Annotated in this window: 14 protein-coding genes and 1 pseudogene; 7 read left to right on the forward strand and 8 right to left on the reverse strand. The window is 75.3% G+C overall.

Annotation, left to right across the window (positions count from 1 at the left end; translation table 11 throughout):
- Positions 1-483: pseudogene (locus AB0D45_RS24480) on the reverse strand (hypothetical protein); the annotation flags it as partial.
- A gap of 226 nt (positions 484-709) precedes the next feature.
- Here AB0D45_RS24480 and AB0D45_RS24485 point away from each other — a divergent pair.
- Entirely contained in the window at positions 710-1,219 is a 510-nt protein-coding gene (locus AB0D45_RS24485) for a hypothetical protein (protein WP_362462620.1), read from the forward strand.
- A 230-nt stretch (positions 1,220-1,449) separates the two neighbouring features.
- On the opposite strand, the gene AB0D45_RS24490 is transcribed toward AB0D45_RS24485, so the two are convergent.
- On the reverse strand, positions 1,450-2,118 hold the full coding sequence (locus AB0D45_RS24490) for an O-methyltransferase (protein WP_362462623.1): 669 nt from the start codon (positions 2,116-2,118) through the stop codon (positions 1,450-1,452).
- Between the two features lie 17 nt (positions 2,119-2,135).
- On the reverse strand, positions 2,136-3,284 hold the full coding sequence (locus AB0D45_RS24495; protein ID WP_362462625.1) for a hypothetical protein: 1,149 nt from the start codon (positions 3,282-3,284) through the stop codon (positions 2,136-2,138).
- 243 nt (positions 3,285-3,527) lie between these two features.
- Between AB0D45_RS24495 and AB0D45_RS24500 the strand changes: the two genes are divergently transcribed.
- Both AB0D45_RS24500 and AB0D45_RS24505 read left to right on the forward strand, forming a co-directional pair.
- Positions 3,528-5,822: an immune inhibitor A domain-containing protein gene (locus AB0D45_RS24500; RefSeq protein ID WP_362462628.1), complete on the forward strand. Its 2,295-nt coding sequence runs from the start codon at positions 3,528-3,530 to the stop codon at positions 5,820-5,822.
- A 194-nt stretch (positions 5,823-6,016) separates the two neighbouring features.
- Positions 6,017-6,901, forward strand: a complete 885-nt coding sequence (locus AB0D45_RS24505) for a trypsin-like peptidase domain-containing protein (RefSeq protein ID WP_362462631.1) — start codon at positions 6,017-6,019, stop codon at positions 6,899-6,901.
- Between the two features lie 36 nt (positions 6,902-6,937).
- Here the strand turns inward: AB0D45_RS24505 and AB0D45_RS24510 are convergent, their stop codons facing one another.
- The 5 genes from AB0D45_RS24510 to AB0D45_RS24530 all read right to left on the reverse strand — a co-directional run bounded on the left by AB0D45_RS24510 (position 6,938) and on the right by AB0D45_RS24530 (position 12,165).
- Positions 6,938-7,405, reverse strand: a complete 468-nt coding sequence (locus tag AB0D45_RS24510) for a MarR family winged helix-turn-helix transcriptional regulator (RefSeq protein ID WP_362462688.1) — start codon at positions 7,403-7,405, stop codon at positions 6,938-6,940.
- Positions 7,406-7,520: 115 nt separating this feature from the next.
- Complete coding sequence (locus AB0D45_RS24515) at positions 7,521-8,930, reverse strand: hypothetical protein (RefSeq protein WP_362462633.1); 1,410 nt, start codon at positions 8,928-8,930, stop codon at positions 7,521-7,523.
- Positions 8,931-9,498: 568 nt separating this feature from the next.
- Positions 9,499-10,014 (reverse strand): hypothetical protein, encoded by a 516-nt coding sequence (locus AB0D45_RS24520; protein WP_362462636.1) that lies wholly within the window; start codon positions 10,012-10,014, stop codon positions 9,499-9,501.
- A 200-nt stretch (positions 10,015-10,214) separates the two neighbouring features.
- Positions 10,215-11,147, reverse strand: coding sequence for an oxidoreductase (locus AB0D45_RS24525; protein WP_362462638.1), 933 nt, complete (start codon positions 11,145-11,147; stop codon positions 10,215-10,217).
- A gap of 31 nt (positions 11,148-11,178) precedes the next feature.
- The gene (locus tag AB0D45_RS24530) at positions 11,179-12,165 is read right to left on the reverse strand and encodes a transcriptional regulator (protein WP_362462640.1); all 987 of its coding nucleotides are present in this window, start codon (positions 12,163-12,165) and stop codon (positions 11,179-11,181) included.
- A gap of 982 nt (positions 12,166-13,147) precedes the next feature.
- Between AB0D45_RS24530 and AB0D45_RS24535 the strand changes: the two genes are divergently transcribed.
- The 4 genes from AB0D45_RS24535 to AB0D45_RS24550 are packed head-to-tail and all read left to right on the forward strand — an operon-like array spanning position 13,148 to position 16,815.
- Positions 13,148-14,062: an MFS transporter gene (locus AB0D45_RS24535; protein WP_362462644.1), complete on the forward strand. Its 915-nt coding sequence runs from the start codon at positions 13,148-13,150 to the stop codon at positions 14,060-14,062.
- Positions 14,059-15,309 carry a precorrin-6y C5,15-methyltransferase (decarboxylating) subunit CbiE gene (gene cbiE / locus AB0D45_RS24540; RefSeq protein WP_362462647.1) on the forward strand — a complete coding sequence of 417 codons (1,251 nt, stop codon included), beginning with the start codon at positions 14,059-14,061 and terminating at the stop codon, positions 15,307-15,309. The genes AB0D45_RS24535 and cbiE overlap by 4 nt, the downstream gene beginning before the upstream one ends.
- Positions 15,306-16,055 carry a precorrin-4 C(11)-methyltransferase gene (cobM, locus tag AB0D45_RS24545; protein WP_362462649.1) on the forward strand — a complete coding sequence of 250 codons (750 nt, stop codon included), beginning with the start codon at positions 15,306-15,308 and terminating at the stop codon, positions 16,053-16,055. Before cbiE ends, cobM begins: the two co-directional genes overlap by 4 nt.
- Complete coding sequence (locus AB0D45_RS24550; protein WP_362462651.1) at positions 16,045-16,815, forward strand: cobalt-precorrin-6A reductase; 771 nt, start codon at positions 16,045-16,047, stop codon at positions 16,813-16,815. Before cobM ends, AB0D45_RS24550 begins: the two co-directional genes overlap by 11 nt.
- The last annotated feature ends 536 nt before the right edge of the window (positions 16,816-17,351 follow it).

A 17,351-nucleotide genomic window follows, 5' to 3' on the forward strand; every position in this document is an offset into this window, starting at 1 on the left:
CTCGGCGGAACGGGCGGCGGCCTCCAGCGCGGGGCGGTACCCGGCGGCGAGGCCGGTGCCGCGCAGCAGGGCGCCCAGTTCGTCGGGGCCCTGCCCGTCTTCGGGGGCTTCGGCGAGCCGGTGCAGCAGCTCCAGCACCCGCTCACCGGCGGGGCGTACGCCGGGCATGGCGAACGGGTCGCCCCCGCCGGCCTCCCCCTCCCCCGGTCCCCAGCCGGCTTCCGCCAGGACGCGCAGCTCGCACAGCGGGTCGGCCAGCAGCAGCCCCCACTCGGCCGCCTCCTCACCCCCGTCGGCACCGCCGCCCGCCCCCGGTAAGGACCGGCTGCCGGCACCCGGCTCCGCACCGAACCGCTCGCCCCAGAAGCAGGAGTCGACCTCCGCCCCGGGGAAACGGTCCGCGAGCCGCTCCCGGACCAGCCCGAACAGCGCGTCGTGCCGCTCCCGCCGTACCCCCGTACCGTGCACGAACACGAACCGCATGACCGCACCGCCCCCTCGTCGCTCTCCCGCCCGGCACGATAGCGCCACCACCGGAAGAGCACCCCCCAAACGCCCAGTCCCCCCGCCGGCCAACCACCCCGGCCGGCCATCCGTCAGGGCACCACGCTCCGCTCCGCCACGCAGCGGCACACTGGGCGACCTGGGTCGTGTGCAGCGGGCACGCGACCGAAGGACTTCTCGGAGCGCGTGGGTGGATCTCAACTCGGTGGTCATCGCAGTGGCGGGCGTCGCAGGGACCCTCGGGGGCGCCCTGCTGACCCAACGGGGATCCGAACGGGCGAAGCGCCGGGAGATAGAGCTCGTGCGCGCGCAGGACGAGATCCGCGAAAGCCGTGCGCTCCGACGCGGCTGCTACGCGGACCTCAACCGCGACGCACGGCAGTTCACCACTGCGCTCAACCGCCACCTGCACGTCATGCGGGAACGCGGCGTGGAGGACGCCGACCGGGACGCGCTCGACGATGCGAAGAACGCGCATCGTGACCGCTACTCCCAGGCGCAGATGGTCGCGCCCGACCGGGTGCTCGTGGCGGCAAGTGCCGTCAACCGTGCCCTGAACCAGGTCTACGGCCAGGTCAAGCGCCTGGAACGCGGCGCCCCGGCAACCGGAGAGACGATGGAGACGGCGGCCAGCGCCCAGTACGAGGTCTGGGAGCTGCTGCGCACCATGCGAACCGCCATGCGGCGCGACCTCGGTGTGTCGGACGACGAGTAGCCCGCTTGCGGGGCGGTTCCGCTAGGCCGTCTCTTCCGGATCTTGCCGGTTAAGCCCGCGTCGTCCGGTGCCGTGCATCGCAAGGCGGAGAGGCTCCCGATTACTGGACGTCCTCGGGTGCCTCGACAACGCAGCGAGGTGCGGTGCCGGGCGGCGCGGGTCTGGGGGCACCTCCCAGCGGTAGCTGGGGGAGCAAGATCCGGAAGAGACGGCCTAGGCGGCCCGGCGGGTCAGAGCTTGCGCGCGAAGAGCAGGCCGTCCGCCACCGGGAGGAGGACGGATTCCACCCGGGCGTCGGCGCGGACGTGGGCGTTGAACTCGCGCACGGCCCGGCCGTTGCCCTCGGCCGCCGGGTCCGCCGCGTCACCGCCGAAGAGGGCGTTGTCGGCGAGCAGCAGCCCGCCGGGCCGGACGCGCGGCACCAGCTCGTCCCAGTAGGCCCGGTAGCCGCCCTTGTCGGCGTCCAGGAAGACCAGGTCGACGACCGGTTCGGGCGGCAGGGCGCGGAGGGTGTCCAGGGCGGGGGCGAGCTTCAGCTCGATGCGGTCGGCGAGCCCGGCCTCCTTCCAGGCCTCCTGCGCGATCGCGGTCCATTCCGGTGAGACGTCGCAGGTGAGGACCCGTCCGCCGGGAGCCAGTCCGGCGGCCAGCGCGAGGGTCGAGTAGCCGGTGAAGGTGCCGACCTCGACGATCCGGCGGGCTCCAGTGAGTTTCGCGAGGAGGGTGAGGAGGACGCCCTGCTCGTGCGGGACCTGCATCACGGCCCGGCCGCCGAGGGCGCGGGTGCGCTCGACCAGCCGCCGCTGGACCTCGCTCTGCGGCTCGGCCTGGTCGACCAGGTAGGCGTACACCTCGGGGGTGAGGGGGACGGTCTTGACTCCGTCGGGCTGCCTGTTCACGGCGTACGTCCTCTCGTTCACGCGGGCGGGTCGAACTGGGCGGGCAGGGGTTTGCCGAGGGGACCGCGCGGGATGCGGTCCACCAGGCGCACCGCGCGGGGTTCGGCGCCGAGGCCGCGCGCGGCGGCACGTACGCCGTCCGCCGTCAGGGGGCCGCCGCCGGCGACGAGCACGTCGTACGCCTCCGCGTGCCGGGGATCGGTGACGCGTACGCAGGCCACGTCCGCCCCGGGCAGCGCGGCGCGCAGCCGGGCGGCGATGGCGCCCAGGTCGTGCCGGATCCCGTTGATCCGCACCAGCTGGGCGCGGCGGCCGAGGCGCAGGAACAGCCGGTCACCGAGCCGCCGGACGAGGTCGTCCATCTCGTGCCGGTCGGGCCGGCTGCCGTCGGGGAGGGCGGACAGGCGCGGACCGGTGACGGTGAGCGGGCCCTCCTCACCGGTGCGCGGCGCGGCGAAGGCGACGTCGTCGAGCAGCGTCCAGGCGCCGGCCGGGTCCCAGCCGGTGCGGTGCGCGACGGAGCCGGTCTCGGTGGAGCCGAGCAGCTCGATCAGGACGACCCGGGGGTCGAAAGCGAACCGGCGCGCCTCGGGCGGCAGTTCGGCGGAGCTGTGGAGGAAGGTGAGCTGCTCGAAGGAGGCGGTCCAGCGGGGGTAGCGGGCCAGCACCCGGAAGGTGGAGGGGATGGCGACGACGGCGATCCGCCGGGCCGGGACGGCCGGCGGCGGGACGGGTAGGGCCGGGACGGCCGGGGCCGGGCTGGGCGAGGGCGGGTAGTCGGTGGCGGGCCAGAACCACACCGGCAGTCCGGTCACGGCCGGCAGCAGCATGGTGGCCGAGGCCCCGTAGGCGTGCCGGGGCGGGGCGAAGCTGACGATCGCCTCGGGGGCGTACGGGGCCAGCAGGCGGGCGGTCTGCTCGGCGTCGGCGCGCAGCCGGGCCCCGGAGAAGATCCGCCGCACCGGGTCGCCGATCGCGCCGGAGGCCTCGAACTCGTAAGCGCGCCCGTCCAGTTGCTCCCGCGCCCGGGCCGCTTCGGCGGGGGTGAGCCGGTCCCACGGCAGGTGCCAGGGCCCGGACGGCCCGTCGGGGGCGCCGGAGCCGATGCCGGGGTGCTCCCACGGCGCGTCGAAGGGCAGGGCGGGGTACGGCGGTTCGAGGGGCATGCGCTCGTCTCCCCCTGCTCGTTCGGTGGACGGGGCGGGGGCCCGCCGGCGCACCGGGAGCCCTCAGGGGCACAACGACGGCGCCCCCTGGGGGAAACGGCGGGACGGGCGACTTCCGCGTCCGGGTCGGCCATCGGCGCCCTCGGCGCCATCGGAACCCCTATCCATCACCTGTGACATGTGAAATATTACCTGCGCTCCGGGCCCACGCCCCTCACCCAACTCCCCGAAAGGTCCCGTCCGTTGCGCAGACTCGCCTCGGCGGGAGCCGCGATATCCCTCGCCGCCCTCGCCCTCCTGCCCGTCCCCGCCCTGGCGGCCACGGCGCCCCCGCCCGCACCCCGCACCGAGAACGGCGGCGAGCAGGCGGCCCCGCCGCCCCTCGCCCCGCTCGAACTCCAGCGTCAGGCCCTGCGCCGCCAGGCCCTGGAGGGCATCGCGGCCGGCGGATCCGACGCCTCCGCCGCCGCCCGCAGGACCGCCCCTCTCCCCCGCACGGCGAAGATCGGCGACCAGTACGTCGAACTCGCCCAGCAGCGCAAGGACAAGGTCTTCGTCATCCTCGCCGAGTTCGGCGACCAGACCGATCCCCGCTTCGGCGGCACGCCCGGCCCCCTGCACAACACCATCGGCAAGCCCGCCCAGGACGACAACCACACCCTCTGGCGCAAGGACTTCGACCGGGACTCCTACCGGCAGCAGTTCTTCTCCCCGCAGCCCGGCTCGGCGTCGATGCGCGCCTACTACAACCTCCAGTCCTCGGGCCGCTACGACGTCGACGGTACGGTCACGGACTGGGTCAGACTCCCGTACAACGAGGCCCGTTACGGCACCGACGACTGCACCGAGCCCGGCCAGTGCCGCACCAACTGGGACCTGGTCCGCGACTCCACGACCGCCTGGTACGACGCCGAGCGCGCGAAGGGCCGTACGCCCGAGGACATCAGGTCCGAACTCGCCCAGTACGACGTGTGGGACCGCTACGACGCCGACCACGACGGCGACTTCGACGAGCCGGACGGCTACCTCGACCACCTGATCGTCGTCCACGCCGGCAAGGACCAGACCTGGGGCGGCGGCGCCCAGGGCAAGGACGCGATCTGGGCGCACCGCTGGTTCGCGTACTGGAACCAGGCCGGCAGCGCGGGCCCGGAGGGCAACAAGGCCGGCGGCACGCCGGTCGGCGACACCGGGATCTGGGCCGGCGACTACCTGACGGGCGGGGAGAACAGCGGGGCGGGCCTCTTCTCCCACGAGTTCGGCCACGACCTCGGACTTCCCGACCTCTACAGCTCGGACGGGGACAACGGCGTCAACTTCTGGTCGCTGATGTCCGCGGCCTCCTACCTGGGCAAGGGCCCCAACAGCACCGGCCGGTTCCCCGGCGACCTGGACCCGTGGAGCAAGCTCCAGCTGGGCTGGCTCGACTACACGGAGGCCGACGCGGGCCGCAGGACCCGGGCCACGCTCGGCGTCTCGGGCTACAACACCGAAGACCCCCAGGCGCTCCTGGTCCACCTCCCGCCCTCCACCACCCGCACGGACCTCACGGACCCCTACGAGGGCACCCGTCAGTGGTGGAGCGGCACGGGTGACTTCATGGACAACACCCTGACCCGTCCGCTGGACCTCACCACGGGCGCGGCCACCCTCACGGCCCGCCTCTGGTACGACCTGGAACAGGACTTCGACTTCCTGACCGTGGAGGCCTCCACGGACGGCGGCACGACCTGGACCGCGCTCCCCGGCACGGTGGGCGGCGCCCCCATCCCCGCGAAGGGCATCTCGGGCACCGCGACCGCCTGGACGGACCTCTCCGTCCCGCTGGCCGCCCTCACGGGCCGGAACGTCCACCTGCGCGTCCGTGCCACGTCGGACGGCAACACCCACGGCCGGGGCGCGACCCTGGACGACATCCGCATCACGGCGGCGGACGGCCGCACCCTCCTCCAGGACGGCGCGGAGCAGGGCGACAGCGGCTGGACCCCGCTCAAGTGGTCCCGCACGGAGGGCCACACCGGAACCACCGACCACCCCCGCGCCTACTTCGTGGAGAACCGCCACCACACGGGCTACGGCACCTTCCTGAAGTCGGGCCCGTACAACTTCGGCTTCACGGGCGACAAGGTCGAGTTCTACCCGTACCAGCAGGGTGTGCTGATCTGGCTCTGGGACACCGCGTACAGCGACAACACCACCAAGGCCCATCCGGGCAACGGTCTCCTCCTCCCGGTCGACGCCCGCCCGGCCCCCCTGCGCTTCCCGGACGGGACCCTCCTCAACGCCCGCGCGCAGACCTTCGACGCCCCCTTCTCGACCCGCCCGACGGACCGCATCACCCTCCACAGGGCGGGCATCCCGCTGACCGTCCCCTCCCGGCCGGGCGTCCGGATCTTCGACGACCGCCACCACACCTACTGGACCCCGGACCTCCCCCAACTCGGCGTCAAGGTCCCCGACACGGGCACCCGCATCGAAGTCACCAAGGAGTCCCCCACGGGCACCAGCACCACCATCCAGCTGACCCCCTCCCCCTGACGCGAACGCCGCGGCTGACCCACCCGGGCGGCCGGGCGGGTCAGCCGCGGGGGAGGACCGCGGCGAGCACCGCGGGCAGGGGGTACCAGTCGCCGGGGGCCTGTGAGGGCGGACACACACCGGAGGGGAACCAGGGGGGCCGGGCGTCCGTTGGCCGGAGGACGGCGGGGCGAAGACCTTCAGGGAGCGCGGGTATGACGGGCAGGGCCGTACGGGTCTGCGTGCTGGCCGGTGTCTGCTGTGCGCTCGTGGCCGCCGGGGTGGCCTTCGGCGTGGGGCGGTTCGGCACCGTCGCCGACGGGGACGCCGCCCGCGGAAGTTACGCGCAGGACGCCCGGCTGGCCGACGAGGCCGCCGGAGGGGTGCTGGAGAAACTGGCCGAAGGGGGCGGGGAGCGGGTCCCGCGGGCCGAGGTGCCGTGGCGGGTCTCCGAGCCGCTCCAGGCGCGGACCGTCGAGCCAGAGCCGGCGATCGGGGCGCTGTTCTCCCCCGGTACGGACTGGGACGACGAGCACCACTGCTCGGGCAGCGTCGTGCACTCCCCCGACGGTGACCTCGTCGTCACCGCCGCGCACTGCGTGTACGCGGGCGGGTTCCGCACCAACCTGGCCTTCGTGCCCGGGTACGCGGAGGGGAAGGCGCCGTTCGGGGTGTGGGTGCCGACGCGGATCGAGGTCGACCCGCGGTGGGTGCGGTCCTCGGACCCGGACTACGACGTGGCGTTCCTCCGGGTACGCCGGCCCGGGCATCCGGGGCAGCGGCTGGAGGACGTCACGGGCGCGCAGGCCATCCGCTTCGGCCAGCAGCTGCCCGCCCCGGCCCGGCTGGTGGGCTACCCGAACGACGCCGAGCAGCCGCTCGGGTGCGCCAACAAAGCCGTAGCCGCCGGGCCCACGCAGCTGCGGCTGGACTGCGCGGACGTGCCCAACGGAACCAGCGGCGGCCCCGTCCTGACCGCAGCGAACACCCTGATCGGGGTGATCGGCGGCCGCGACGGAGGCGGGGACGAGGTGACGTCGTACAGCAGTTCCTTCGGGGAGGACATCCGCAATCTGTACGAGCGTGCCATCGGCGGCTAGGCCGCCCCTGGCCCGCCGGCCGTCAGGCGGCGGGCGTCAGGCGGACGGGCCGCCCGCGTTGTGGATCAGGCGCTGGAGGACCTTCAGGGTGGTGACGTAGTCCGCGTCGTCGATGCCCTCGTGGAGGGCGGCGCGGATGGCGGGGGCGTTGCGGGCGAGGTCGACGCGGGCCTGTTCCCCCTCCTCGGTGAGCCACAGCCGGTCCTCGGTGTCGCGGCGCAGCCACCCGCGCTCCAGCAGCACTTCGGCCTCGGCCGCCAGGTCGTCCTCGGCGCGGAGGTAGAGGGCCATGGCCGCGCGCAGCTCGGGCAGGGTCATGCCCGCGCCGTCGGGGGAGATGTCGTTCACCGAGAGGTTGCGCAGCAGCCAGAACTGGGGCTGGGTGTAGCCCTTTTCGGCCTGCCGGGCCCGGGTGAACGCGATGAGGGCCTCGTAGGCGACACCCGTCCAGTAGGCCGCCGGCTGTCCGGCGAGTTCGGCGTCGGAGATCTGCTGGGTCGTCATGTCGTGTCCCCTCCACATCCAGCGGTGCGGGTCCCGCACCTCGGTGCGGGCCATGGGGAGACCGTAGGACCTCGACCGCGCTTGAGGTCAAGCGGCGATGATCTTCATCGCCCTCCTACGACGTGTGGTGGGGCGGGTAGTCGGCGGTGGTCCGGGGTGCGGTCGGCAGGCGCCACTTCGACAGGACGCGGAGCATCGTGCCCGGGGCGAGGAGGGTGTTCGGCGGGGCGGAGAGGGACAGGACGCCGAAGAACGCGGCGGAGATCTCCGGGTCGGCATTGGCGCCCGCCATGACGCGGGACATGTACGCCTGGAGGACGCGGGTCGCCCGGTCGGACGGCGGGCCCTCGGTGCCCGGGTAGCGCAGGTCCTCGCTGGTGGCGATCTGCCAGGCGACGGAGGCCGCGGTGACGGTCTGCCGCTGGACGCGTCGCGCCTGGGCCGGGATCTGCGCGGCGGTGAGGCCGGCGAGGGCCTCGTCCAGGGCCTGGGCGGTGAGGGCGGCGACGGTCATCCCGTGCCCGTAGACCGGGTTGAAGCGGCACGCCGCGTCACCCATGACGAGGAAGCCCTCGGGCCAGCGGTCCATGCGCTCGTAGTGGCGCCACTCGTTGGCGGTCGCCCGGAAACCGGTGGGCGGGGCCAGTGGCTCGGCGTCGCGGATGGCGTCGTGGAGGGCGGGGCTGCGCAGGGTGCGGGTGAACGCGAGGAACTCCGGGTCCGTGGTGGGCGGGGCGTGCTCGCCGTTGCCGATCAGGGTGACCAGCCAGCGGTCCCCTTCCAGCGGCACCAGCACTCCCCCGCGGGGGCTGTCGGGGCGGCCCTGTACGTACATCCCGTGCCAGCGGCGCTCCGGGCTCCCGTCCGGGGCGGCCTTGGGGACGGCGTACGGGCGGCTGGAGTACCCGAGGTGGGAGTCGTAGCGGGTGACGGCCGGGGCGGGGTAGCCGAGGGCGGCCAGCCAGGCGGGGGCCTTGGAGGTGCGGCCGGTGGCGTCGACCACGAGCGCCGCGGCGAGGCGGCCGCCGTCGCGCAGGGTCACGCCGGCCACCGAGCGGCGGTCCGTCCCGCCGACGAGCCCGGTCGCGAGGCGGCCCCCCAGTATCCGGATGCGGCCGTCGCGCAGGACGGCGCGGCGCAGCGTCCAGTCGAGCAGTTCCCGGCTGCCGATCAGCATCCCCGCTCCGGGCACGCGCCGGAACCAGTCGGCGGGGCTCAGCCACAGGAAGTCGCGCGGGGACTCCAGCAGGGCGGCTCCGGCGGCCGTCAGCTCGGCGGTGGTACCGGGGAGCAGCCGCTCCATCAGCTCGATACCGCGCGACCACAGCACGTGCGCGTGCCGGGACTGCGGCAGGCCGGGGCGGAACTCCGGGCCGTGCGGCGACAGTTCGTCCCGTTCGACGACGGTGACGCGGGCGAACCGGTCCGCCAGGACCCGGGCCGTCAGCAGCCCGGCCAGGCCTGCCCCGAGGACCACGGCGTGGTCCCCGGGGGATTCTGAGTGGTTGTCCGGAGTGTCGTCCATGGGACGAGTGTCCGGCCGCGGAGGCGGCGCGGGTCAGGTCCCGTCCGGGGCGGACGGGTGCGCGACGGGGCGTGCCGGGGGCGCGCACGGTGCGCCCGGGGCGCCCGGGGGCGCGCGGGACGGCAGGGGGCGGCCGGAATGACCGGGGGCGCGCGAAACGGCCGGGCGGCCGGGGGCTCATGCGCCAAGCCGTCTCTGTCGGCGGAGCGGCCCGCATGGTCGAAGAAGCGGGCCCGCGCCGCCCCGCCGGCCTGCGCGGGAGCGCGATGACCAACTGCTTGAGCCCAGGGACGGGACCCGGATGTCGTTCGACGACCGCCTGACCGTTGTCAGCGCGGTCGGGCGCCCCATCTCGTCCACGCCGTCGTTGCAGCACAGCCCGCACACCAGCCGCCGAAAGAAGACCGTCGTGAGCACCGCCGGGCTGCCCTGCTGCACCGGCTCGTCGACGTCCTCGGTGACGAGTCCACCCGCTACCTCGCCCCGGACACCGAGGACCGCGCCGAAGACGGACGGGCGGGGGCCGACGCCTGCACTCTCGTCTCCGAGGGCTGAACCGTCCCCGGCTCTACCCCTGAACGAGGTCGTAGACAGCTCGTTGAGGATCAGTTCTGACGAGGAGCCCGTCCGCGCACAGGTCGCGCAAGATCTGCCGGACCCGCTTCTCCGCTGCCCGTTGGTCTTCCCACGTGTGACCGTGGTCGCCCAGAGCCTTGATGGCACGCTGCGGATCCCAGGTGCCACCAAGGGCGCGAATCGCCTGGGCGAGGGCATGCCGGTCGGGGTGATCCTTCTTGCGGTGGCCGGCGATGCTGGCCGGGGCGCCGCTGTAGTTGCAGTCGACGCACTTCTCCCACGAGCAGTCCGGATCGGTGACGGCGGCGTGGCGGACGGAATGGTGCGAGCCGAAGCCGTGAGCGTGGAGCAGTTGGGCGACGGACCCGTCGTACTTGAGGGCCATGAGCGCCGCTTCGGCGATCTTGTCGTGGCCGGCGGCGAAGAACTTGCCCAGGCCGACGTCCTTCCCGCAGCCGCACCAGCACTTGCCGGTCGGGATGAGGCGGGGCTTCTGATTGCTCGACATGAACCCAAGCTAGCAATCCTTGGGTTGGGGTCGAGGGGTACATCCGAGGATGGCTTCAAGGGTTGCGTCGGCGCCATCAGGCCTACAGCCGCACGCCGGCCCTCCTGCACAGCAGGGTCAGCGGCGCGCGTCGCCGGGGCCGACGGCCGGGACAGGCAGGCGCGATACCCCTGGGGGGTACGATCCCTCCGGCCGCCGCCTCAGGGCGCCAAGGGCGGGAACGTGACGCCCGTGAGCTTCTCCGAGGTGGACCACAGCCGCTCCCCGGCCGCGTCGTCCAGGGTCCACCGGGCCCGCCAGGAGCGTACCGGCGCGCCCCGCCAGCCGAGCCTCGGCCCGAAGAACTCGTCCTGCCGGACCCCCGGCGCGGTGGCCGCGTAGAGCGTGGGCAGGGCGCCCGCCGCGGCGGGTTGCGCGAGCACGCCGTTGCCCAGCGCCATGACGCGCGCCGCGAGGCTGCGGCCCTCCGGGCGGGAGGCGCCCGCGTGCAGGTTGGTGGAGGCGTAGCCGGGGTGCGCGGCGGCGGCGGTGATCGCCGAACCGGCGGCGGTGAAGCGGCGGGCCAGTGCGTGGGTGAAGAGGAGGTTGGCCGACTTGGAGCGGCCGTAGGCGGTCCAGCGGCGGTAGTCCCGCTCGGTCCCCTCGAAGGAGGGGCCGGGGCGGCCCAGCGCGTGCAAGACGCTGGACACGTTGACGATCCGGGCCCCGGGGGCCGCCGCGAGCAGCCTCGGCAGCAGCAGTCCGGTGAGGGCGAAGTGGCCGAGGTGGTTGACGCCGAACTGGGTCTCGAACCCGTCGGCGGTACGGCCGTAGGGCAGCGCCATCACCCCGGCGTTGTTGACCAGCAGGTCGAGCGCAGGGCGGTGCCGGACGAAGTCCCGCGCGAACTGCCGTACGGAGGACAGGTCGGCGAGGTCCAGTGCGAGGAACCGGACGTCGCACGAGGCGACTTCGCGCCGCAGCCGGCTCACGGCGTCCCGGCCGCGCGCGGCGCTGCGGCAGGCCAGGACGACGCTCGCGCCGTGCCGGGCGAGTTCGCGGGCGGTGACGTAGCCGATGCCGCTGTTGGCGCCGGTGACGACGGCGGTCCGGCCGCTCTGGTCCGGGATGCGGGTGGCGTTCCAGCCGGTCACAGCAGCCTCCTCGGGCGGTCGCGGCCCCACCCTACTCAGGCGTCCCCGCCGCCGACACCAGGACGTCCCCGGCCGCGACCCGGCTGTAGAGCACGGTACGGCCCGTGCGCCGCCGCAGGATCAGGCCCGCGGCGAGCAGCACCTTCAGCTGTCCGGCCACCGCGCCCAGGCTGAACCCCGTCAGCGCCACCAGCTGGGTGGTGGACTTCGGGCTCTCCAGCAGCACCAGCACCCGCGCCCGCACCGGCCCCAGCAGCCGCACGAGCGCCTGCGGGGCGGCCGGCCCGGACCCCTGCTGGGTGAGCTGGCCCGCGCAGGGATACACGAGCGCGTGCCGGTGCGTACCGGTCCAGGAGACCCAGCCGTGCGCGTGCGTCACCGGTACGAAGACCAGCCCGGCCGCCGCCGTCAGTTCACGCGGCCGGCGCTGCTGGAGGTTGACGCGCAGCCGCCCCTCGCCGAGCCAGGCCATGCCGGGCCGTATCCCCGTCAGGGCGGCCGCCCAGCCGCCCTGGCCGAGCTGGCGCGTGCGGACCAGGATGTCCGCCTCCGCGACCCGGCGGCGCCGCTCCCAGTCGGGGCGTACGGCTTCCTCCCAGACCCACTCCAGCAGTCCGGCCGTCCTCGGGCCGAGGCCGCGCGCCCGGTCGAGGGCCTCGGGGAGCCGGCCGGTGGCGGCGCGCAGGTCGGTACGGACCACCGCGTCCGGGGCGGCCCGTACGGCGGCCACCTCCTCGGCGAAGGCGCGGCCGTCCTGGTGGGGCGTCGGCGTCAGGAACCCGGCGATCCACAGCCGGCCGAGTGCGGCGCGCACCAGGGCGGCGGTGAGGGGCTCGGCGGCGAGGTGGGCCCGGTAGTGCGGGAGCCGGTCCGCGAGCCAGGCCCGCTCGGCGGGGTGGGCGTGGGTGCGGCGCTCCAGGGCCATGAGGGCGGCGGTGGTCTCGGCGAGGGGGGACACCAGGAAGCGGCTGCGGGCGAGCGCGTCGGTGTCGATGCGCCACCACCCCACGGCCGCCACCCCTTCCCCACCCGGCCGCCCGGCCCCTCCGGGACGCCGCCTCGATCATGCCCTGCCCGCAGGACGGGGGCCGGGTGGGGGTCACGGACCGGAAGGCTCGCCGGCGCGGCGGAGGCAGGCCGGCCCCGGGCGGCCGGCGGGCCGCGTCCCCGCCGGTGACGGTGAACCCGTACGGGCTGCTCCGTGCCGATCACGCCCCGCGCTCCTCGCCTTCGAGCTGGAGAGCCGGGCCTGCTTCGCCGCGTCCGTGCCCGCCCGGGGCCGGCGGCACCGGGACCTGCCGGCCGAGCAGGAGGCCGGGGTCTGCTCCTTCCCCCTGCCGGTCGGCGCCGCGGCCGAGGACACCCCCCAGCTGTACCGCCCGCCGGCGCGGAGCCCCGCACGCGCCCGAGGCGGAGCCCCACCGCCCGCCGGCGCGGAACCCCGCACGGGCTCGGCGCGGAGCCCCGCACGGGCTCGGGGTGGCGCCCCTGTCCCTCTTGGGGAGCCGCGCCGGCGATCGAGGCGGGAACGGTGGAAGGGCGGGTAGGGGACAGCCCCGCAGGGCCGTTCCCCCCAGCGGCAGGCGGTGCGCAGGCCGCGCGGGGGCGCACACCCGGTACCCGGACGGGCGCGGCGGCCCGCCCCGGCGGCGCACGGAGCCGGGGTTTCGGGTGGGGGCGAAACTCTGGGGGGTCGCGGCCGGCGCGGCGCAGACTCCGCGCATGTCAAGCAGCTACCGCTCGCTCGCCGTCCGCGTCCCCGAGTTCACCCCCTTCTTCGCCGCCGCCGCCCTGCGCGTCGGCGCGTCCACCACCGGCGGACTCGCCCTCGGGGTCCTCGTCTACGGCCGCACCCGCAGCCCCCTGCTCTCCGCCCTCGCCATGTTCGGCCCCTCCCTCGAGCCCCTGCCCGAGCAGGCCATCAGCAGGGTGGCGCCGAGGACCTGGGCAGCACCGGGAACACCGCCCACAGCGGGAGCCCGGGGGCCGCGAGCAGGGCGGTGCCGGCGGCGGCGAGGGCGGCGAGCCCCGCCAGCGCGGCCCGCGGCGGCAGCCGGTCGGCGGCGGGGCTGCTCACCGAGATCCTGCCGCCCGGGGACTACCTCCTCGGCCGGTCCCTGCTCGCCGTCGCCGCAGGCGTCACCCAGGTCGCCGGCTTCGCCGCCGGCGGGGTGCTGCTCGGCGCGCTGTCCCCGCGCGGGGTCCTGCTGGTGTCGGCCGGGCTCGGGCTGGCCGCCGCGCTGACGGTCCGCCTCGGGCTGCGCCGCCGCGCGCCCCGGGCCGGCGGCAGGCCGTCCCCCGCCGAAACGTGGCGGGTCAACGCCCTGTTGCTGTCCCACCCGGCGCGCCGGACCCTGTACCTCGCCCTGTGGATCCCGAACGGCCTGATCGTCGGCTGCGAGTCGCTCTTCGTCCCGTACGACCCCGCGCACGCCGGGCTGCTCTTCGGCTGTGCCGCCGCCGGCATGCTCGTCGGGGACACCGTCGCGGGCCGCTGGCTGCCCGAGCGGCTGCGGACCCGGCTGGCGGCGCCGCAGCGGCTGCTGCTCGCCGTCCCGTACCTGGTGTTCGCCCTGGAACCGGGTCCCGTCGCCGCGACGGCCGCCGTCGCGCTGGCGTCCACCGGCTACGCCGCCGGGCTGCTGATGCAGGAGCGCCTCGTACCGCTGCTGCCCGAGGGGACGCAGGGGCAGGCCCTCGGGCTGCATTCGGCCGGGATGCTGACGGCGCAGGGGGCGTGCGCGGCGCTCGCCGGGGCGGTGGCGCAGTACACCTCGCCGGCGGCGGCCATCAGCGTGCTGGCGGCCGCGTCGGTCGTGGTCACCCTGGCACTGGAGCCGGGACTGCGCCCCGCTAAGCTGCGGGTCCATCCCCCGCAGTCCCCTTCTCCCGTTCCCCGAGGTACCGCGCAGTGAGCTCCGCAGCACCCCCCGTACCGGTGACGGTCGTCGGCGTCGGCGCCGACGGCTGGGCCGGGCTCACCGCCGGCGCGCGGTCCGCGCTGACCTCGGCCGAGGTGCTGATCGGCGGCCCCCGGCAGCTGGACCTGCTGCCGCGCGCGGACTGCGCCGGGCTGCGCGTCGCCTGGCCGAGCCCGCTGCGGCCGGCCGTGCCGAAGCTGATGGCCGAGCACGCGGGGCGCCGCATCGCCGTACTGGCCAGCGGGGACCCGATGTTCTACGGGATCGGCCGCGCCCTGTCCGAGGAGCTGGGCCCGGACGCCCTGCGGGTCCACCCGCACCCGTCCTCCGTGTCGTACGCGTGCGCCCGCCTGGGCTGGCCGGTGGAGGACACCGAGGTGGTGACGGTGGTCGGCCGCCCGGTGGCACGGCTCGCGGCCGCGCTGCACGAGCGGCGGCGGATCCTGGTCCTCAGCGCCGGAGCACCGACCCCGGACGAGATCGCTGCTCTGCTTCGAGAGCGGGGCTTCGGCCCGAGCCGGATGCGGGTGCTCGAACAGCTCGGCTCCGAGCGGGAGGACGCGTACGAGGGCACCGCGCGCGACTGGGACCACGCCCCCGGCGACCCCCTCAACGTCGTCGCCGTCGACTGCCGCCGCGACCCCGCGGCCCCGGTGCCCCGGCTCGGCGCGACCCCCGGCCTGCCCGACACCGCGTACGAGCACGACGGCCAGCTCACCAAGCGCCACGTGCGCGCCGCGACCCTGTGTGCGCTCGCCCCGGCCCCCGGCGAGCTGCTGTGGGACATCGGCGGCGGCTCCGGTTCGATCGGCATCGAGTGGATGCGTACGCACCCCTCCTGCCGCGCGGTGGCCGTCGAACGCGTCCCGGAGCGCGCGGGCCGCATCACCCGCAACGCGCACGCACTCGGCGTACCCGGTCTGCGCGTGGTCGTCGGCGCGGCGCCGGACGCCCTGGCCGGACTCCCGGCACCCGACGCGGTGTTCATCGGCGGCGGCCTGACCGCTCCGGGCCTGCTCGACGCGGCCTGGGCGGCCCTGGCACCGGGCGGCCGGCTGGTGGTCAACACGGTCACGCTGGAGTCGGAGGCGGTCCTCGCCGACCGCTACCGGCGCCACGGCGGCGAACTGGTGAAGCTGGCCGTCGCGCACGCGGTGCCGGTCGGCGGATTCACGGGCTGGCGGCAGGCGATGCCGGTCACCCAGTGGTCGGTCACGAAGACACAAGGAGATCGAGAATGACCGTGTACTTCATCGGCGCGGGCCCCGGCGCCGCCGACCTGATCACCGTGCGCGGCGCCCGGACCCTGGCCGCCGCCCCGGTCTGCCTCTACGCGGGCAGCCTCGTCCCGCGCGAGCTGCTCGCCGAATGCCCGGCGGACGCCCGGCTGGTGGACACCTCGCAGCTGAACCTGGACGAGATCGTCGCCGAGTGCGTACGCGCCCACGCGGCGGGCCTGGACGTGGCGCGGCTGCACTCGGGCGACCCGTCCATCTTCAGCGCGGTGGCCGAGCAGATGCGGCGCCTCGACGCGGCCGGCATCCCCTACGAGGTCGTCCCGGGCGTGCCGGCCTTCGCCGCCGCGGCGGCCGCGCTGAAGCGGGAGCTGACCGTCCCGACCGTCGGCCAGACCGTGATCCTGACCCGGATCGCCCAGCAGGCCACGCCGATGCCGCCCGGCGAGGACCTGGCCACGCTCGGCCGCAGCGGTGCGCTGCTGGTGCTGCACCTGGCCACCCGGTACGTCGACCGGGTCGTGGACGAACTGCTGCCCCACTACGGCGCCGAGTGCCCGGTGGCGGTGGTGGCGATGGCCAGCCGCCCCGACGAGCTGATCCTGCGCGGGACGCTGAGCGACATCGCGGAGCAGGTGAAGGCGGCGGGCCTGGTGCGCACGGCGGTGATCGTGGTGGGCCGGACCCTGGGCGCCGAGCAGTTCCGCGACAGCCACCTGTACTCGCCCGAGCGCGACCGGCATGTCTGCTGAGGTGCCCGGGGCTGATGCCGGCGGACGGCACGTCCTGATCCTGGGCGGCACGACGGAGGCCCGCCGCCTGGCGGAGGCGCTGGCGCGCGGGACCTCGTACCGGGTGACGACCTCGCTCGCGGGCCGGGTCGCCGCGCCCGTGCTCCCGCCGGGCGAGACCCGGATCGGCGGTTTCGGCGGCGTCGCGGGCCTCGCGGGCTGGATCGTCGGCCACGACGTCACGCACGTCGTCGACGCCACCCACCCCTTCGCGGAGCGGATGAGCTTCAACGCGTCGGAGGCGCAGGCGCTCACGGGCGTCCCGCTGCTGGCGCTGCGCCGTCCCGGCTGGACGCCCGGGCCGGGCGACGACTGGACGTTCGCCGACTCCCTCGCCGGCGCGGCCGCCGTCCTGCCGTCGCTGGGCGGCCGGGCGTTCCTGACCACGGGCCGGATGGGGCTGCACGCCTTCGCGCACCTCACCGACACGTGGTTCCTGGTGCGTTCGGTCGATCCGCCGGCCACGCCGATGCCGCCGCGCACGGAAGTCCTGCTGGCGCGCGGCCCGTTCGGGCTGGCCGAGGAACGGGAGCTGCTGGCCCGCCACCGGATCGACGTGCTGGTCACCAAGGACAGCGGCGGCGACGCGACGTCCCCGAAGCTCACCGCCGCCCGCGAGGCCGGGATCCCGGTCCTGGTCGTACGCCGGCCGGCGGTGCCGGCACAGGTGGCGCAGGCCGTTTCGGTGGAGGCGGTCCTGGCCTGGCTCCACCGGACCTGAGACGTACGGTCTCGCCGGTCCCGAGGCGTACTGGCTCCGCCGGGCCAGAGGCGTACTGGCTCCGCCGGGCCAGAGCCGTGCTGGCTCCGCCCGGCCCGAGGCGTGCTGGCTCCGCCCGGCTCGAGGCGTGCTGGCTCCCCGGGCACGAGACGTACCGACTCCGCCCGGCCAGAGGCGTGCTGGCTCCCCGGGCACGAGACGTACCGGCTCCACCCGGCCCGAGGCCTACCGGCTCCACCCGGCTGAGGCCTGCCGGCTCCCCCGGCCAGAGACGTACCGGCTCCACCCGGCCCGAGACCAACCGACTCCACCCGGCTGAGGCCTGCCGGCTCCCCCGGCCAGAGACGTACCGGCTCCACCCGGCCCGAGACCAACCGACTCCGCCCCGGTCAGAGGCGTACCGAATCCACCCGGCCTGAGGCGTTCGGACGCCCCGGCGCAGGCCTCGGAGGCGTACGTTCCGGGGCCGCGCCGGTCCTCCGCTTCGTGGGGCCGGTGCCTGCGCGCCGCGCCTCCCACCGGCCCGGATGCCGTCC

The organism is Streptomyces sp. NPDC048352 (assembly GCF_040651895.1).
Taxonomy (GTDB): Bacteria; Actinomycetota; Actinomycetes; order Streptomycetales; family Streptomycetaceae; genus Streptomyces.